Source organism: Halomonas sp. A29, from assembly GCF_046723295.1.
Classification (GTDB): Bacteria; Pseudomonadota; Gammaproteobacteria; order Pseudomonadales; family Halomonadaceae; genus Halomonas.
On the sequence record NZ_JAXQPR010000001.1, the window covers coordinates 640,084 to 654,748 of the forward strand.

At 65.6% G+C, this 14,665-nt stretch carries 18 protein-coding genes; 7 read left to right on the forward strand and 11 right to left on the reverse strand.

Going from position 1 to position 14,665, the window contains the following annotated elements; translation table 11 throughout:
* Positions 1–38: 38 nt before the first annotated feature.
* The 7 genes from SPH52_RS03095 to radC all read right to left on the reverse strand — a co-directional run bounded on the left by SPH52_RS03095 (position 39) and on the right by radC (position 4,353).
* Positions 39–473, reverse strand: coding sequence for an acyl-CoA thioesterase (locus SPH52_RS03095; protein WP_411793602.1), 435 nt, complete (start codon positions 471–473; stop codon positions 39–41).
* Between the two features lie 39 nt (positions 474–512).
* Entirely contained in the window at positions 513–827 is a 315-nt protein-coding gene (locus tag SPH52_RS03100) for a DUF2007 domain-containing protein (protein WP_411793529.1), read from the reverse strand.
* A 1-nt stretch (position 828) separates the two neighbouring features.
* The gene (locus SPH52_RS03105; protein ID WP_411793530.1) at positions 829–2,019 is read right to left on the reverse strand and encodes a class I SAM-dependent rRNA methyltransferase; all 1,191 of its coding nucleotides are present in this window, start codon (positions 2,017–2,019) and stop codon (positions 829–831) included.
* A 22-nt stretch (positions 2,020–2,041) separates the two neighbouring features.
* On the reverse strand, positions 2,042–2,866 hold the full coding sequence (gene mutM / locus SPH52_RS03110) for a bifunctional DNA-formamidopyrimidine glycosylase/DNA-(apurinic or apyrimidinic site) lyase (RefSeq protein ID WP_411793531.1): 825 nt from the start codon (positions 2,864–2,866) through the stop codon (positions 2,042–2,044).
* A 135-nt stretch (positions 2,867–3,001) separates the two neighbouring features.
* Positions 3,002–3,157: a 50S ribosomal protein L33 gene (gene rpmG / locus SPH52_RS03115; protein ID WP_086509014.1), complete on the reverse strand. Its 156-nt coding sequence runs from the start codon at positions 3,155–3,157 to the stop codon at positions 3,002–3,004.
* Positions 3,158–3,183: 26 nt separating this feature from the next.
* A complete protein-coding gene (gene rpmB / locus SPH52_RS03120; protein WP_010630182.1) occupies positions 3,184–3,420 on the reverse strand; it encodes a 50S ribosomal protein L28 in 237 nt (78 codons plus the stop codon).
* A 258-nt stretch (positions 3,421–3,678) separates the two neighbouring features.
* On the reverse strand, positions 3,679–4,353 hold the full coding sequence (gene radC, locus SPH52_RS03125) for a RadC family protein (RefSeq protein WP_411793532.1): 675 nt from the start codon (positions 4,351–4,353) through the stop codon (positions 3,679–3,681).
* Positions 4,354–4,488: 135 nt separating this feature from the next.
* On the opposite strand from radC, the gene coaBC reads away from it, so the two are divergent.
* From coaBC to slmA, 5 genes are all read left to right on the forward strand, one after another.
* Positions 4,489–5,757, forward strand: a complete 1,269-nt coding sequence (gene coaBC, locus SPH52_RS03130; RefSeq protein ID WP_411793533.1) for a bifunctional phosphopantothenoylcysteine decarboxylase/phosphopantothenate--cysteine ligase CoaBC — start codon at positions 4,489–4,491, stop codon at positions 5,755–5,757.
* Positions 5,758–5,824: 67 nt separating this feature from the next.
* Complete coding sequence (gene dut, locus SPH52_RS03135) at positions 5,825–6,307, forward strand: dUTP diphosphatase (protein WP_411793534.1); 483 nt, start codon at positions 5,825–5,827, stop codon at positions 6,305–6,307.
* Between the two features lie 101 nt (positions 6,308–6,408).
* Positions 6,409–7,806 (forward strand): phosphomannomutase/phosphoglucomutase, encoded by a 1,398-nt coding sequence (locus SPH52_RS03140; RefSeq protein WP_411793535.1) that lies wholly within the window; start codon positions 6,409–6,411, stop codon positions 7,804–7,806.
* A gap of 38 nt (positions 7,807–7,844) precedes the next feature.
* Positions 7,845–8,765 carry an acetylglutamate kinase gene (gene argB, locus SPH52_RS03145; protein WP_411793536.1) on the forward strand — a complete coding sequence of 307 codons (921 nt, stop codon included), beginning with the start codon at positions 7,845–7,847 and terminating at the stop codon, positions 8,763–8,765.
* A gap of 73 nt (positions 8,766–8,838) precedes the next feature.
* Entirely contained in the window at positions 8,839–9,453 is a 615-nt protein-coding gene (slmA, locus tag SPH52_RS03150; RefSeq protein WP_411793537.1) for a nucleoid occlusion factor SlmA, read from the forward strand.
* A 70-nt stretch (positions 9,454–9,523) separates the two neighbouring features.
* Here the strand turns inward: slmA and rpoH are convergent, their stop codons facing one another.
* From rpoH to ftsY, 4 genes are all read right to left on the reverse strand, one after another.
* The gene (gene rpoH / locus SPH52_RS03155) at positions 9,524–10,390 is read right to left on the reverse strand and encodes an RNA polymerase sigma factor RpoH (protein ID WP_411793538.1); all 867 of its coding nucleotides are present in this window, start codon (positions 10,388–10,390) and stop codon (positions 9,524–9,526) included.
* A gap of 209 nt (positions 10,391–10,599) precedes the next feature.
* A complete protein-coding gene (gene ftsX / locus SPH52_RS03160; RefSeq protein ID WP_411793539.1) occupies positions 10,600–11,604 on the reverse strand; it encodes a permease-like cell division protein FtsX in 1,005 nt (334 codons plus the stop codon).
* On the reverse strand, positions 11,601–12,269 hold the full coding sequence (gene ftsE / locus SPH52_RS03165; protein WP_411793540.1) for a cell division ATP-binding protein FtsE: 669 nt from the start codon (positions 12,267–12,269) through the stop codon (positions 11,601–11,603). The genes ftsX and ftsE overlap by 4 nt, the downstream gene beginning before the upstream one ends.
* A complete protein-coding gene (ftsY, locus tag SPH52_RS03170; RefSeq protein WP_411793603.1) occupies positions 12,266–13,609 on the reverse strand; it encodes a signal recognition particle-docking protein FtsY in 1,344 nt (447 codons plus the stop codon). Before ftsY ends, ftsE begins: the two co-directional genes overlap by 4 nt.
* A 90-nt stretch (positions 13,610–13,699) precedes the next feature.
* Between ftsY and rsmD the strand changes: the two genes are divergently transcribed.
* Together rsmD and SPH52_RS03180 are read left to right on the forward strand one after the other, a co-directional pair.
* Positions 13,700–14,341 (forward strand): 16S rRNA (guanine(966)-N(2))-methyltransferase RsmD, encoded by a 642-nt coding sequence (rsmD, locus tag SPH52_RS03175; RefSeq protein WP_411793541.1) that lies wholly within the window; start codon positions 13,700–13,702, stop codon positions 14,339–14,341.
* A gap of 116 nt (positions 14,342–14,457) precedes the next feature.
* Positions 14,458–14,649, forward strand: a complete 192-nt coding sequence (locus SPH52_RS03180; RefSeq protein ID WP_411793542.1) for a cell division protein ZapB — start codon at positions 14,458–14,460, stop codon at positions 14,647–14,649.
* The last annotated feature ends 16 nt before the right edge of the window (positions 14,650–14,665 follow it).

Here is a 14,665-nt window from a genome sequence, read left to right on the forward strand (position 1 = left end):
ATATCTTTCAGAAAGAGGTTGGCAAAAAAATCCCACCGTCACCTTTGACTGAGCGCACCACCATATACCTGTACGTATTCATCAGGTAGACGCCGCGGCCGACCCGAAGAGAGTTCGATGCAGGCGAAGCGGGTGCGTGCTCGCAGCAGAGTACGGCCGTCGGCGGGCCGTATCAGCTGGAAGCGCCGGGTCAGGGTGAGACGGCCGTCGCAGCCGACGATCCAGGTGGCAAGGGCAAGCCGCTCTCCCTGGAAGGCCGGCGCCAGGTAATCGAGTTCATGCCGATGCACGGCCATGGCCCGATCCAGCTCACGATAGCGGGCCAGATCCAGGCCCAGATGCTCCGAGTGTGCCCAGCTCACCTGCTCGACCCAGCGCAGGTACTCGGTGTTGTTGGCGTGGCCGTACTCGTCGATGGCCGAGGCGCCTACTTCCAGTTCGATGACGAACGGGTCGGGCAGATCCCACTCCAGTGACATGGTGCTCTCCGTGCGGGTTCATTCAGGACGGATTCAAGCTTTCGGCGTGCCGCAACGCCAGCAGGTATCGAAGACACCCTCCAGTGTTTCGCCACAGTTCGGACAGTGCCAGCCCGGCATTTCGCCAGGACCAGCCATGGCTGCATGAATCAGCGCCTCGGCTCGCTCGCGGTTGTGCGGTGCTACCCATACCTCGGGCTCGCACTCACCCAACGGCAGCTCACCCGCGCCTCCGCCCAACACCATGTTGCGTAGTTCCACAGGAATGTCCGCTGCGGCCAGCACGTTACGCACGTGACTGACCAGCAGCGCATTGGAGTGGGCGAAGACGCGCACGTAGCCGCTCATTTCAATCCCGGAAGACGCGGACGCCCAAGGCTTTCAGATAGGACGTCTCCGGGATCGCCGGGTGTACCGGGTGGTCAGCCGCCTGATGGCCCTGATAGACGATCTGGCCGTGGCGGTCCTGATGACGCACCGCACCTCGCACCACCTCCACCAGGCGCTCGGGGGCCAGGTGCATGGAACAGGAGGCCGAGAGCAACAGGCCGTCGCGGCCCAACAAGCGCATGGCCTCGCGATTGAGCCTGGCGTAGGCGCGCTCGCCGTTGGGGATGTCCTTGCGCTTCTTGATGAAGGCCGGCGGGTCGAGGATCACCACGTCGAACTGCTCACCGTCGGCCTTGAGTGCGGCAAGCGCCTCGAAGGCGTCGGCCTCGCCTACCGCGACCTGCTCGTGAAGGCCGTTCAGGGCCGCGTTCTCGGCTACCCGCTCCAGGGCCTGGGCACTCGAGTCAATGCACAATACCTCACTGGCACCGTGAGCCGCCGCTTGTACGCCCCAGCCGCCGACGTAGCTGAACACGTCCAGTACCCGCTTGCCGGCCACCAAGCCGTTGAGCCAGGCGCGATTGGCGCGGTGATCGAAGAACCAGCCGGTCTTCTGGCCGTCGAGTACCGGCACGTGGAAGCGTACGCCGTTCTCTTCCAACAGCACCGGTCCGTCGAGCTCACCTTTGGCCACGGTGACCTGTCGTTCGAGCTGCTCCTGGCGACGCCCGGAGGAGTCGTTCTTGAACACGATGACCCGCGGCGAGATCACCTTGTCCAGCGCCGCAACGACCTCCTCGGCCAGACGCTCCATGCCAAGGGTGTTGAGCTGGACCACCAGCACGTCGTCGAAGCGGTCCACCACCAGCCCCGGCAGCAGGTCGCCCTCGCCGTGCACCAGGCGGTAGAACGGCTTGGCGTAGAGGCGCTGACGCAGCGAAAGGGCCTGATTGAAGCGGTGCACCAGCAGCGAACGATCGAGGCGCATCTCAGGGTCGCGCGACACCACCCGGGCACAGATCAACGAGTTGGGATTGACGTAGGCCACGCCCATCGGCTTGCCGTTGGCGGCCTCGACCACCACTTGGGCACCCGGCTCGAGGCCCTTGAGCGGCGTGGCCTCGATGTCGACCTCGTTGGAGTAGAGCCACAGGTGACCGGCCTTGAGGCGGCGGTCGGCATTCTTCTTGAGGCGCAGGGTCTGGGTCATGGTTAGTCTCGTGGAATGGAAATCATCTTTGGCAAGAAGGACAGAACACACTGGCCCGCTGGCCCAGCGTCACCAGCCGCAGCTCGCCGTTGCAGCGCCGACAGCCCTGGCCGTGACGGCCATAGACATTGAGGCGCTGCTTGAAATAGCCCGGCTCGCCGGTACCACTGACGAAGTCGCGCAGGGTGGTGCCGCCTTGGGTGATGGCCGCGGCCAGCACCTCGCGAATGGCCGCGGCCAGGCGCTGATAGCGCTCGAGCGAAATCCGCCCCGCCGCCCGGCGCGGGTCGATGCCGGCCAGGAACAGCGCCTCGCTGGCGTAGATGTTGCCGACGCCCACTACCACGGCATTGTCCATCAGGAACGGCTTCACGGCCATGCGACGGCCGCGCGAGAGCCGGAAGAGGCGCTCTCCATCGAAGGCATCGGACAGCGGCTCGGGGCCCAGGTGCGCCAGTCGCGGGTCGCGCTCGACGCTACCCACCAGCCAGTCGACGAAGCCGAAGCGGCGAGGATCGTGGTAGCGAAGGATGGCGCCGTCGTCGAACACCAGGTCGATATGGTCATGCTTCTTGGGCAGATCGCCCAGCCGGGCGATGCGCAGGCTGCCCGACATGCCCAGGTGCCAGATCAGGCTACCATCAGACCCGCCTTCGACCGGCAGCAGCAGGTACTTGGCGCGCCGCGACAGGGTACCGATGCGCGACCCTACCAGGCGCTCGATGAGGTCATCGGGCACCGGTACGCGCAGGCGCGACTGGCGCACGATCGCCTCGACGATCTCGCGCCCTTCCACGTGGGGAGCGATGCCGCGCCGGGTAGTCTCGACTTCGGGAAGCTCAGGCATGGGACGATATCCGGGAAATAGATACGCCTGAACCCGACCGCAGGGCCGGGTTCAGGAGGACAGGTCTTGCTACCTGCGGCTGGAAGCCGTCAAGTCGCCATGGGCGTCCGCCGCCAGGACGGACGACCGATCGGCTTACTTGATCTTGGCTTCCTTGTACATCACGTGCTTGCGGACGACCGGATCGAATTTCTTGAATTCGAGCTTGTCGGGGGTGTTCCGCTTGTTCTTGTCGGTGGTGTAGAAGTGGCCGGTACCGGCACTGGACACCAGCTTGATCTTGTCACGCATGGCTGCTTACTCCCTGATCTGGTCGCTTAGACGGCTTCGCCGCGCTTGCGAATGTCGCTGAGCACCGCGTCGATGCCCTTCTTGTCGATGATGCGCATACCCTTGGAGGAGACCCGCAGCTTGACGAAGCGGTTCTCGGACTCCACCCAGAAACGATGGGTGTGCAGGTTCGGCAAGAAACGACGACGGGTCTTGCGCTGGGAGTGTGAAACGTTGTTACCAGTTACCGGACGCTTGCCGGTAACCTGACATACTTTGGACATGGGAGCCTCCAACCGCTTGGCCAGGTGGTCAAACCTGAGTGTTCAAAACCTGTCGGGCAAACCGGGAACGACCCCGTTGTCATTTGACCCAAGGGAATTCAAAGGCTGCACTTTATAGCAGAGTGCACCCCTACAGGCAACAAGTAGCCGCGTATTCTACACTCTTTGCCCCCTATCACCGCAAGCTTTCCTCGCTTACGGGCTTTGCCGGCGGCAAAGGCTCAACGCCGCATGGTCGGGCGCGGCCGGTTCCCTCACCTAGAGCCAGCCTCTCTCGGCGAAGGAAACGACCTCCCCGTCGCCGACGACGAAGTGATCCAGCACGCGGATCTCGAACAACCCCAGCGCCTCGCGCAGGCGATCGGTGATGCGCCGGTCGGCATCGGAGGGCTCGGCCACGCCCGAGGGATGGTTGTGAGCGAAGATGATCGCCCCGGCCCCCAGCTCCAGCGCACGGCGCGCCACCTCACGGGGGTAGACCGAGGCGCTGTCCAGGGTGCCGCGAAACAGCGACTCGAAGCGAATCACACGGTGCTGGGTATCGAGAAACAGCGCGGCGAACTCCTCGTGGCCCAGGTGGCGCAGCTGGGTGGCCAGGTAGGCGCGTACCAGGGTCGGCGAGGTCAGTGCGTTACCGCGGGCGAGCTGAGCGGCGAGGTGACGCTTGGAGAGCTCGAGGGTGGCCTGGAGCTGCACGAACTTGGCCGTGCCCAGGCCGCGCTCGGCGCAAAAGCGTGCCTGGTCGGCCTCCAGCAGCTGGCGCAGGCCACCGAAGGCACTCAGCAGGTCGCGGGCGAGATCAACCGCCGAGCGCCCGGCCACCCCCACGCGCAGGAAGATCGCCAGCAGCTCGGCGTCGGACAGTGCCTCGGCGCCCAGCGCCAGCAGTTTCTCCCGCGGGCGCTCGCCCTCGGGCCAGTCGCGAATCGACATCCCCTGTCTCCTTGCTACGCTTTCCATGGTGGGTAGAAGTCATGGATTGTAACCGACGCGCACGGAAGCCTGCGGCTGCGCAACTTCAACGGCAGTGGTAAGGTAAGAGGTCGGTTTTCAGTTCAGGAAACTCTCATGACAACGCAGTCCGCCAATCGGCTCTTCGGCCGACGCATTCTGCTCGGCATCAGCGCCGGTATCGCCGCCTACAAGAGCGCCCAGCTCGCCCGGCTGCTCAAGCAGGCGGGCTGCGAGGTGCGCGTCGTCATGACCGAGGGGGCCCAAGCCTTCATCACGCCACTGACGCTGCAGGCGCTCACCGGCGAGGCGGTGCGCACCTCGCTGCTGGACCCGGAAGCCGAAGCCGGCATGGGGCATATCGAGCTGGCCCGCTGGGCGGACATCATCCTGATCGCCCCGGCTACCGCCGACCTCATGGCACGCCTGGCTCAGGGCATGGCCGACGACCTGCTCACCACTCTGTGCCTGGCCAGCGAGGCCGAGAAGATCATGGCCCCGGCCATGAACCAAGCCATGTGGCGCCACGTCGCCACCCAGCGCAATGCCGCCCGCCTGGCGCAGGACGGCTGGCGGCTGCTCGGCCCGGCCAGCGGCGACCAGGCCTGCGGTGACGTGGGGCCGGGCCGAATGCTCGAACCCGAGGCGATCGTGGCCGAGCTCATCCAGCCGATCAGCGAAGCACCGCACGAGAACGCCCCGGCCCAGGGTCTGCATGTGGTGATCACCGCCGGCCCCACCCGCGAGCCCCTCGATCCGGTGCGCTACCTTTCCAATCACAGTTCGGGAAAGATGGGCTTCGCCCTAGCCACCGCCGCCGCCGAGCTTGGCGCTCGGGTCACCCTGATCAGCGGCCCCGTGAGCCTGTCGACGCCCGCGGGCGTCGAGCGCATCGATGTGGAGACCGCACTGCAGATGCATGAAGCGAGCCGCCGCCTGGCCGCCAGCTGCGATATCTTCATTGGCTGCGCGGCGGTGGCCGACTACCGCGCCGAGGCGGCGGCGGAGCACAAGATCAAGAAGCGCGAAGGCGAGGATGGTCTGACCCTGAGCCTGGTCAAGAACCCGGATATCATTGCCGATGTCGCCAAGCAGCGCGACGCGGCAGGCGGGCGCCCCTTCGTGGTGGGCTTCGCCGCGGAAACCCGCGACCTGGAGGCCTATGCCCGCGACAAACTCGTGCGCAAGCGGCTGGACATGATCGTCGCCAATGACGTTTCGGCCGCCGGCCTCGGCTTCGGCGCCGATGACAATGCCGCCTTGTTGCTGTGGCGCAACGGTGAGGGTGAAAGTGGCGCGAGCCTGCCCCCACAGCCCAAGACCCAGCTTGCCAGAGCGGTGATCGAGCGAGCACTGGGCTGCCTGACGCCGCGCCCCGTGCACTGAGCCCTGAATCAGAACCTGAAGCCCGAACTGCGTGAACCCAGACATCAGCAAACCTGACGGAACGATCATGCCCGAGTCCCTACCATCCAACCCCGCTACCAAACCGCGCCTGCAGGTCAAGCTGCTCGATGAGCGGCTTCACGACTACATGCCCCGCTACGCCACCCAGGGCTCCGCTGGCATGGACCTGCGCGCACTGCTCGACGAATCGTTGACCCTCGAGCCCGGTCAGTGCGAGCTGGTCCGCACTGGGCTTGCCATCCACATCGGCGACCCTGGCTTTGCCGGCCTGATCCTGCCGCGTTCGGGCCTCGGCCATAAGCACGGCATCGTACTCGGCAACCTGGTCGGGTTGATCGACTCCGACTACCAGGGAGAGCTGATGATCTCGACCTGGAACCGCGGCACCACCCCCTTCGTGCTGGAGCCGTTCGAGCGCCTGGCCCAGTATGTGCTGGTACCGGTGGTACAGGCCGAACTCGACATCGTCGACGGCTTCGAGACCAGCCTTCGCGGCGAAGGCGGCTTCGGCAGTTCGGGGCGCCACTGACGCGCGACACGGCGCTGCCGAAGATTCCAGGGAGCGGGATCGTCCGGCAGCGTTTTCGCAACCTGGCACATGAATTCACACCTGTCTGACAAGGAACCGCTATGAGCCAAGTCAAGCACAGTAGCGTACCGGCCTCCATCTTCCGCGCCTACGATATTCGCGGCATCGTCGACGACACCCTGACCGAGTCGACCGTGGAGAAGATCGGCCGGGCCATCGGTTCGGAAGCCGCCGCCCGCAACGAGTCCACCGTGGTGGTGGCCCGCGACGGTCGCCTCTCCGGTCCTCGGCTCAGCGAGGCGCTGATTCGTGGCCTCACCGCTGCCGGCCGCGACGTGGTCGACATCGGCATGGTGCCCACCCCGGTGCTCTACTTCGCCACCCACGTGCTCGAAGGCACCGCCTCGGGCGTGATGGTGACCGGCAGCCACAATCCGCCGGATTACAACGGCTTCAAGATCGTGCTGGGTGGAGAGACGCTCTCCGGCGAGGCGATCACGGCACTCTACCGGCGCATCGAGTCCGGCGACCTCCATGAGGGCCAGGGCAGTGTGCGCCAGGAGGACGTGCGTGACGCCTACCTCGAGCGCATCGTCGGCGACATCAAGCTCGAGCGCCCGCTCAAGGCAGTGGTCGACTGCGGCAATGGCGTGGCCGGTGAGCTGGGACCGAGGCTGATCGAGATGCTCGGCGTCGAGACCGTGCCGCTGTTCGCCGAGATAGACGGCAACTTCCCCAACCACCATCCCGACCCGGGCAAGCTCGAGAACCTGCAGGACGTGATCCGGGTGGTGAAGGAGACCGGTGCCGACATCGGCCTGGCCTTCGACGGCGACGGCGACCGCCTCGGCGTGGTCACGCCGAGCGGCCAGTTGATCTACCCCGACCACCTGATGATGGCCTTTGCCGAGGACATGCTGTCGCGCAACCCGGGGGCCCGGGTGATCTTCGACGTCAAGTGCACCGGCAATCTGGCAGGCGTCGTCGAGCGAGCAGGCGGCACGCCGGAGATGTGGCGCACCGGGCATTCGCTGATCAAGGCACGCATGAAGGAGACCGGCGCTCAGCTTGCCGGCGAGATGAGCGGACACATCTTCTTCCAGGAGCGCTGGTACGGCTTCGACGACGGCATCTACGGCGCCGCCCGGCTGCTCGAGATTCTGTCCAAGCAGGATGAGGACGCCGACGCCTTCTTCGCCCGCTATCCGCAGGATATCGGCACGCCGGAGATCAACATCCAGGTAACCGACGAGACCAAGTTCGATCTGGTGGCCAGGCTGGCCCGCGAGGGGGATTTCGGTGACGATGGCATCAAGACCACCCTCGACGGCATTCGCGTCGATTACCCGGACGGCTGGGGCCTGTGTCGCGCCTCCAACACCACACCGGTGCTGGTGCTGCGCTTCGAAGGCAAGAACGATGCGGCGCTCGAACGCATTCGCCAGCAGTTCGCCGTCGCCCTGAAACAGGTCGACCCAGCGTTGACGCTGCCGAGCTGACGGCAGCGTCCACTCGTTTTGTTCCTTAAGGAAGGACCATGACCGAAACGACTCGTGACCCGCGCCTGGTAGTGGAAGTGCTTTCCGAGGCACTTCCCTACATACAGCGCTTTTCCGGCAAGACCGTCGTCGTCAAGTACGGCGGTAACGCCATGACCGAGGACACCCTGATCGACTCCTTCGCCCGCAACATGGTGTTGATGAAGGAGGTGGGCATCAATCCGGTAGTGGTACACGGCGGCGGGCCGCAGATCGGTGACTTGCTGGCCAAGCTGAAGATCGAGTCGCGCTTCGTCAACGGCATGCGGGTCACCGATTCGCAGACCATGGACGTGGTGGAGATGGTGCTCGGCGGGCTGGTCAACAAGGGCATCGTCAGCCTGATCAACCAGTGTGGCGGCAAGGCCATCGGCCTCACCGGCAAGGACGGCGCCCAGATCCGCGCGCGTCAGCTCAAGGTGGAGCACAAGACGCCGGAGATGACCGCCCCCGAGATCATCGACATCGGCCATGTGGGCGAGGTCGAGCATATCTCCACCGAGCTGATCGAGATGCTCGCCGAACGTGATTTCATTCCGGTGATCGCGCCCATCGGCGTCGATGCCAAGGGCAACAGCTACAACATCAACGCCGATCTGGTGGCGGGCAAGGTGGCCGAGGCGCTGGGGGCGGAGAAGCTGATGCTGCTGACCAACGTGGCCGGCCTGATGAATGCCCAGGGCGAGGTGCTCACCGGCCTGACCACCGCCCAGGTGGACGCTCTTATCGCCGACGGCACCATTCATGGTGGTATGCTGCCGAAGATTCGCTGTGCCCTCGAGGCCGTCAAGGGCGGCGTGCGTAGCGCCCATATCATCGACGGCCGCGTGCCTCATGCTACGCTGCTGGAAATATTCACCAACGCCGGGGTCGGCACCCTGATCACCGATGCCGACCAGCAAGGGAACGACAGCGCCTGAAGGAACCTTCGCCCGGGGCTCGTCACCGGGCGGACACCCTCGGCCATCCAATAACCAGAAGACAAACTCCGACATGACGCAGGCAACACAGATATCCAGCCGGCGCGAGCAGATCCTGCAGGCGCTCGCCCTGATGCTGGAAGAAGACAGCGGCAAGCGCATCACCATCGCGGCGCTGGCACGTCAGGTAGGCGTTTCCGAAGCCGCGCTCTACCGCCACTTTCCGAGCAAGGCGCGCATGTTCGAGGGACTGATCTCGTTCATCGAGGAGACCCTGTTCGAGCGTATCACCCGGATTCTCGACGAAGTACACGAGGCCGTGCCACGCTGCGGGCAGGTCCTCACCCTGCTACTGGCCTTCGCCGAGAAGAACCCGGGGCTCTCGCGCCTGCTCGAAGGCGACGTGCTGACCGGCGAAACCGCCCGATTGCGACTGCGCATCCATCAGCTCTTCGAACGCCTCGAGACCCAGCTCAAGCAGGTGCTGCGCGAAGCCGAACTGCGCGAGCGGCGCCGCACCGTGCTGCCCGTATCGGCCACTGCCAACCTGCTCATCGCCGTGGCCGAGGGACGTATCTCGCAGTACGTACGCAGCGATTTCCAGCGCCGCCCCACCGAGCACTGGGACGAGCAATGGATGCTGCTGTCGTCACAGCTGATGCGCGAGCCGATCACACAGAGCGCGTAGACAGCCGCTCCGATACGCAAAAGCCCCAGTTCATTCGAACCGGGGCTTCGTCGTCAGGCTTGGCCGATGCTCAAGCTGCCAGGGTGTCGCCCAACTGCTGGCGAATCTTCTTCATGGCGTTCTTCTCGAGCTGACGGATGCGCTCGGCGGAGACGCCGTAGACATCGGCCAACTCGTGCAGCGTGGACTTGTCATCGGCCAGCCAGCGCTGCTGGAGAATGTCGCGAGAGCGCTCATCCAGCGCCTCCAGGGCCACTTTCAAACGACGGTTGGCGTCGTCCTCCCAGTCGCTGTCCTCGAGCTGCACGGCGGGATCGGAGCCGTCATCGTCGAGGTAGTGCACTGGCGCCTGATAGGCGGAGTCCTCGTCGTCACTCGGAGAAACGTCGAAGCCGGCATCATGGGCCGCCAGGCGGCCTTCCATCTCGCGCACCACTTCGGGCTTGACGTCGAGGTCGCGGGCGATGGCATCGACTTCGTCATTGTTGAGCCAGGCCAGGCGCTTCTTGGCGCTGCGCAGGTTGAAGAACAGCTTGCGCTGAGCCTTGGTGGTGGCGATCTTGACGATGCGCCAGTTGCGCAGCACGAACTCGTGGATCTCGGCCTTGATCCAGTGCACGGCAAAGGAGACAAGGCGCACACCCTGATTCGGGTCGAAGCGCTTGACGGCCTTCATCAGCCCCACATTGCCTTCCTGAATCAGGTCGGCCTGGGGCAGGCCGTAGCCGGAATAGCTGCGCGCGATATGAACGACGAAGCGAAGATGCGACAGCACCAAGCGGCGCGCCGCCTCCAGATCGCCTTCATCGTGAAGACGGAAGGCGAGTTCGCGCTCTTCCTCGGCGGTAAGCATGGGAATGCCATTGACCGCCTGGATGTACCCGTTGAGGTCATGCCCCGGCGAGAGCTGGCCCACCGGCAGAAGACTGGTGCTCATTGCAGGTTGTCTCCTTGAAAACCCAATGTCCTTTTTACGTTCAACCACTCGACCTATACTTTCAACCGCCTGATTAGACGGGTGATAACCGATAACGTTCACTGTCTGCTGCCGACAGCGTGGCAGAAGTCGACCGAGGCTGCCAGCGTAACGACCTAGTCGCGACTCGGTGTCGCAGCCACGCCGCCTGCGCATTCCTGCGGCCACGTCTACCGCGGCCGAACCTCCGCGAGATGGCGGCTCACGGCGATCCAGGCGCCCAACAAGCCCAATAGTGTACTGCACAACAGCAGCGTTGCCGAGCCCTCCGGCCCCAGGCGGGGCAGCGTGAAGCTGGCGCCATAGCTTGCCGCCAGTGCGCTGACCGGCAACGCCAGCCATTGGTTGCCGAGCCCCAGCAGCCCCCAGGCAAGCAGCCCCCCGCCGAAGCCATACCAGGCGCCACTATAGAGAAAGGGGCGGCGTACGAAGGCGTGGGTCGCGCCGATCAGCATCACCACCTCAATCTCCTGGCGACGGCTCTCCACTGCCAGGCGAATGGTGTTGCCCACCACCAATAGCACGCCCAATCCAAACAGCACCGCCAGCGCCAGCGCTACCCGGCTGCCGAGCTCGGCCAGATGGCGCAGCCGCTCGAGCCAGGCCAGATCGAGGCGCACCTCGTCGACGCCGCTCAAGGCCTCGAGCTCCCCGGCAAGCCGGCGCACGGCCTCGGGGGCCGGGTCGACGGGCACCACCACGATGCTGGCCGGCAGCGGGTTGTCCTCGAGCCGACCCAGGGCATCGGCCAGCCCCAGCGCCTGCTGGAACTCGGCCATGCCCTCGGCGGCAGTGACCAGCCGGGTACGCGTCACTCCCTCATGGGCCGCCACCGCCTCGTCGATGCGTCCGGCCTGAGCCTCGTCGACCTCGTGAGCCAGGTAGATGGTGAGCGTAGCGCTCTCTTCGAGCTCGGCATCGAGCAGGCGCGCGCTGTCCAGCGCCAGCCACAGCGCCGCCGGCAGCACCAGGGCAATGGCAATGGCAAGCATGGTGAGCAGGCTGCCGATGGGGGCGCGCAGCAACCGCCGGGCACTGTCGAGACACATGGCGCGATGATGGCGCAGCCAGCCGCGCAAACGGCTCGAGGAGCGGGTGCGCTGAGTGCGTGCGCCGCGGGGCGGTGCGGGCGGCTGGCGACGGCTTGTGCCGCCTGTACGGGGCTGACGGCTCATGCCGCCTCCTCGTCGGCTACCAGGCGTCCATCGCGCAGGCGCAATACGCGGTGGCGCAGGCGGGCGATCAGCGCCAAGTCGTGGCTGGCGATCATCACCGTGGTGCCGATGCGGTTGAAGTCCTCGAACAGTGCCATGATGTCGGCCGAGAGCTGCGGGTCGAGATTGCCGGTGGGCTCGTCGGCCAACAATAGCGAGGGCTTGTTGACCACTGCCCGAGCGATCCCCACGCGCTGCTGCTCACCGCCGGAAAGCTCGATGGGCAGCGCCTTCTCGCGATGCAACAGGCCAACCTTGTCCAGCGCCGCGCGCACCCGGCGGGCGGCCTCGCGGGGCTCGAAGCCACGGATCTCCAGCGGCAACGCCACGTTATGAAAGATGGAACGGTCGAGCAGCAACTGGTGATCCTGAAATACCACGCCGATCTGGCGGCGGTAGAACGGCACTTGACTGGGATGCAGGCGACCAATGTCGTGGCCGGCGACCAGCACCCTCCCGCGGGACGGCCGTTCGAGGAGCATGATCAAGCGCAGCAGCGAACTCTTGCCGGCGCCGGAGTGGCCTGTCAGAAAGACCATCTCACCGCGCTGAACACGAAAATCGATGTTGGCCAGCGCATCGAAGCGCCCACCGTAGCGTTTCCCCACATGCTCGAAGAGGATCATGGCGAGGCGGCGGCTCCTTCATCGCCCTGGTCGAATAGCGCGTCGACGAAGTCACGAGCCTCGAAGGGTCGTAGGTCGTCCAATCCCTCGCCCACCCCGATGAAGCGGATCGGGGTGCCGAGCTGCTTGGCCAGGGCAAAGATGATGCCACCCTTGGCGGTGCCGTCGAGCTTGGTCAGGGTGATACCGGTGACCGGCACCGCCTCGTTGAAGGTGCTGGCCTGGGACAGCGCGTTCTGACCGGTGCCGGCGTCGAGTACCAACATCACCTCGTGGGGGGCAGTGGCGTCTAGCTTGCCCATCACCCGGTGCACCTTCTTGAGCTCTTCCATCAGGTGGCTCTTGTTGTGCAAGCGCCCGGCGGTATCGGCGATCAGCACGTCGATCTTGCGTGCCTTCGCTGCGGCCACCGCGTCGTAGATCACCGAAGCGCTGTCGGCGCCGGTATGCTGGGCGATCACCGGCACCTTGTTGCGCGCGCCCCACACCTTGAGCTGCTCCACCGCGGCGGCGCGGAAGGTGTCACCGGCGGCCAGCATCACGCTGCGCCCTTCACGCTGGAAGCGCTGTGTCAGCTTGCCGATGGTGGTGGTCTTGCCCACCCCGTTGACCCCGACCACCAGGATAACGAAGGGCCCCTCGCCCTTGGCCGGCAGCACCAGCGGCTTGGCCACGACGTCGAGCATTACGGCAAGCTCGTCCTGCAGTGCGCGATAGAGTGCCTGGGGATCCTTGAGCTCCTTGCGCGAGACGCGTTCAGTCAGGCGGTCGATGATCTCGGTGGTGGCTTCGATGCCCACGTCGGCCATCAGCAATTGGGTTTCGAGATCCTCGATCAGCTCGTCGTCGATCTGCTTCTTGCCGAGGAACAGCCCGGCAACACCTTCGGTGAGGTTGGCGCGGGTCTTGCCCAGGCCCGAACGTATACGCGCGAACCAGCCCTGCTTCTCGGCGACCGGCTTCTCCTGCAGTGGCGTGCGGGCCGGCTCGGGTGCCGACAGCTCGGCTTCTGGCACAGGCTCGGATGCGGTTGCAGTGGCCTCGAGGTCGGGCGCCAACGCCTCCTCGCGCAGCACCGCGTTCTCCTCCTCCTGACCCACGGCATCGGTCGCCGCGGCCCGCTCAAGCGCTTCGTCCGCCGCGGGGCCGGCCATGGCACGCTCCTCGGGACGCGGGGCGTCGACTACACCCGACTCGGCAGTTGCCGCCTCGCCTGACGCACCCTCTCCGGTGCGCTCCTCCTCGCCACGTGTCGCTTCCTCGTGCTCCGCCTCCGGTTGCGTCGACTGTTGCTCTCTCTGCTCTTCCTGCTCTTTCTTGCGCTTGAAAAAACCGAACATGGGGGAATTCAGCCTCACGGGTGAATGATCGCTACATCCTAACACCGCGCATCATGACTGTGGACAAGGCGACGGGTACAATTCGACCGCATGACACGTCGCCACTCCTCACCCCGCCAGCGCCCCGGCGCCAGCCCACCCAAGGGCAACGGCCGCCTGCGCATCATCGGCGGCGAATATCGCCGCCGGCTGCTGCCGGTACTCGACCGCCCCGGCCTGCGCCCCACGCCCGACCGGGTGCGCGAAACGCTGTTCAACTGGCTGGCCACCATCACGCCCGGCGCGCGAGTGCTGGACCTGTTCGCCGGTACCGGCGCCCTGGGCCTGGAAGCGCTCTCCCGCGGCGCGGCCGAAGCGCTGTTCGTCGAACGCGACGGCCTGGTCGCCCGGGCACTGACGGACAACCTCGATACCCTCGGCGCCATGGACCGGGGGCGTGTGCATACCGGCGACGCCCTCGCCCTCCTGGCCGCCGGCCCTGCAGCGGATCCCCCCTTTTCATTGGTCTTCCTCGACCCGCCTTTTCGCCAAGGCCTGGCCGGGCCCTGCTGCGAACGGCTGGAGCAAGGCTGGCTCTCTGCGGACGCCTGGATCTACCTCGAGACCGAGACGGCGCTGGAGGTCAGCGTTCCCGTCAACTGGTCGCCCTACCGCGAAGTGCGCGCTGGCGACAGCACCGGCCGGCTCTACTGCCGTCGTCCACCGCCACCCGCTACGCCGCTCGCCGAATAAGCGGGCGTCGCCGTTCTGCTACGCTTGCCCACCCGCGGCCCTCGGCGTTACGCTGCGCAACGGATTCAGCGCGGGCAGGGGCCCGCCCCGGCAGGACGTCATTTCAGGAGAACACGATGAGCACCGAACTCTTCAATCGGCTCGAACAGAAAGTGGCCAGTGCCGTCGAGGCTCTGGAACTGCTTAAGATGGAAGCTGAAGAGCTGCGCGAGGAAAATGGTCGACTGAAGCAGGAGCGCGAGGAGTGGGAGCGTCGCCTGACCGCCCTGCTGGGCAAGTTCGACGAGTTGGAAACCGAGAGAAGCTGAACCCTTTCGCCCTGCC

What these genes read in the sequence shown, in the direction of transcription:
- SPH52_RS03100 (WP_411793529.1), bottom strand. Translation starts at nt 827, where the DNA reads ATGAGCGGCTACGTGCGCGTCTTCGCCCACTCCAATGCGCTGCTGGTC.
- SPH52_RS03105 (WP_411793530.1), bottom strand. Translation starts at nt 2,019, where the DNA reads ATGACCCAGACCCTGCGCCTCAAGAAGAATGCCGACCGCCGCCTCAAG.
- mutM (WP_411793531.1), bottom strand. Translation starts at nt 2,866, where the DNA reads ATGCCTGAGCTTCCCGAAGTCGAGACTACCCGGCGCGGCATCGCTCCC.
- rpmG (WP_086509014.1), bottom strand. Translation starts at nt 3,157, where the DNA reads ATGCGTGACAAGATCAAGCTGGTGTCCAGTGCCGGTACCGGCCACTTC.
- rpmB (WP_010630182.1), bottom strand. Translation starts at nt 3,420, where the DNA reads ATGTCCAAAGTATGTCAGGTTACCGGCAAGCGTCCGGTAACTGGTAAC.
- radC (WP_411793532.1), bottom strand. Translation starts at nt 4,353, where the DNA reads ATGTCGATTCGCGACTGGCCCGAGGGCGAGCGCCCGCGGGAGAAACTG.
- coaBC (WP_411793533.1), top strand. Translation starts at nt 4,489, where the DNA reads ATGACAACGCAGTCCGCCAATCGGCTCTTCGGCCGACGCATTCTGCTC.
- dut (WP_411793534.1), top strand. Translation starts at nt 5,825, where the DNA reads ATGCCCGAGTCCCTACCATCCAACCCCGCTACCAAACCGCGCCTGCAG.
- SPH52_RS03140 (WP_411793535.1), top strand. Translation starts at nt 6,409, where the DNA reads ATGAGCCAAGTCAAGCACAGTAGCGTACCGGCCTCCATCTTCCGCGCC.
- argB (WP_411793536.1), top strand. Translation starts at nt 7,845, where the DNA reads ATGACCGAAACGACTCGTGACCCGCGCCTGGTAGTGGAAGTGCTTTCC.
- slmA (WP_411793537.1), top strand. Translation starts at nt 8,839, where the DNA reads ATGACGCAGGCAACACAGATATCCAGCCGGCGCGAGCAGATCCTGCAG.
- rpoH (WP_411793538.1), bottom strand. Translation starts at nt 10,390, where the DNA reads ATGAGCACCAGTCTTCTGCCGGTGGGCCAGCTCTCGCCGGGGCATGAC.
- ftsX (WP_411793539.1), bottom strand. Translation starts at nt 11,604, where the DNA reads ATGAGCCGTCAGCCCCGTACAGGCGGCACAAGCCGTCGCCAGCCGCCC.
- ftsE (WP_411793540.1), bottom strand. Translation starts at nt 12,269, where the DNA reads ATGATCCTCTTCGAGCATGTGGGGAAACGCTACGGTGGGCGCTTCGAT.
- ftsY (WP_411793603.1), bottom strand. Translation starts at nt 13,609, where the DNA reads ATGTTCGGTTTTTTCAAGCGCAAGAAAGAGCAGGAAGAGCAGAGAGAG.
- rsmD (WP_411793541.1), top strand. Translation starts at nt 13,700, where the DNA reads ATGACACGTCGCCACTCCTCACCCCGCCAGCGCCCCGGCGCCAGCCCA.
- SPH52_RS03180 (WP_411793542.1), top strand. Translation starts at nt 14,458, where the DNA reads ATGAGCACCGAACTCTTCAATCGGCTCGAACAGAAAGTGGCCAGTGCC.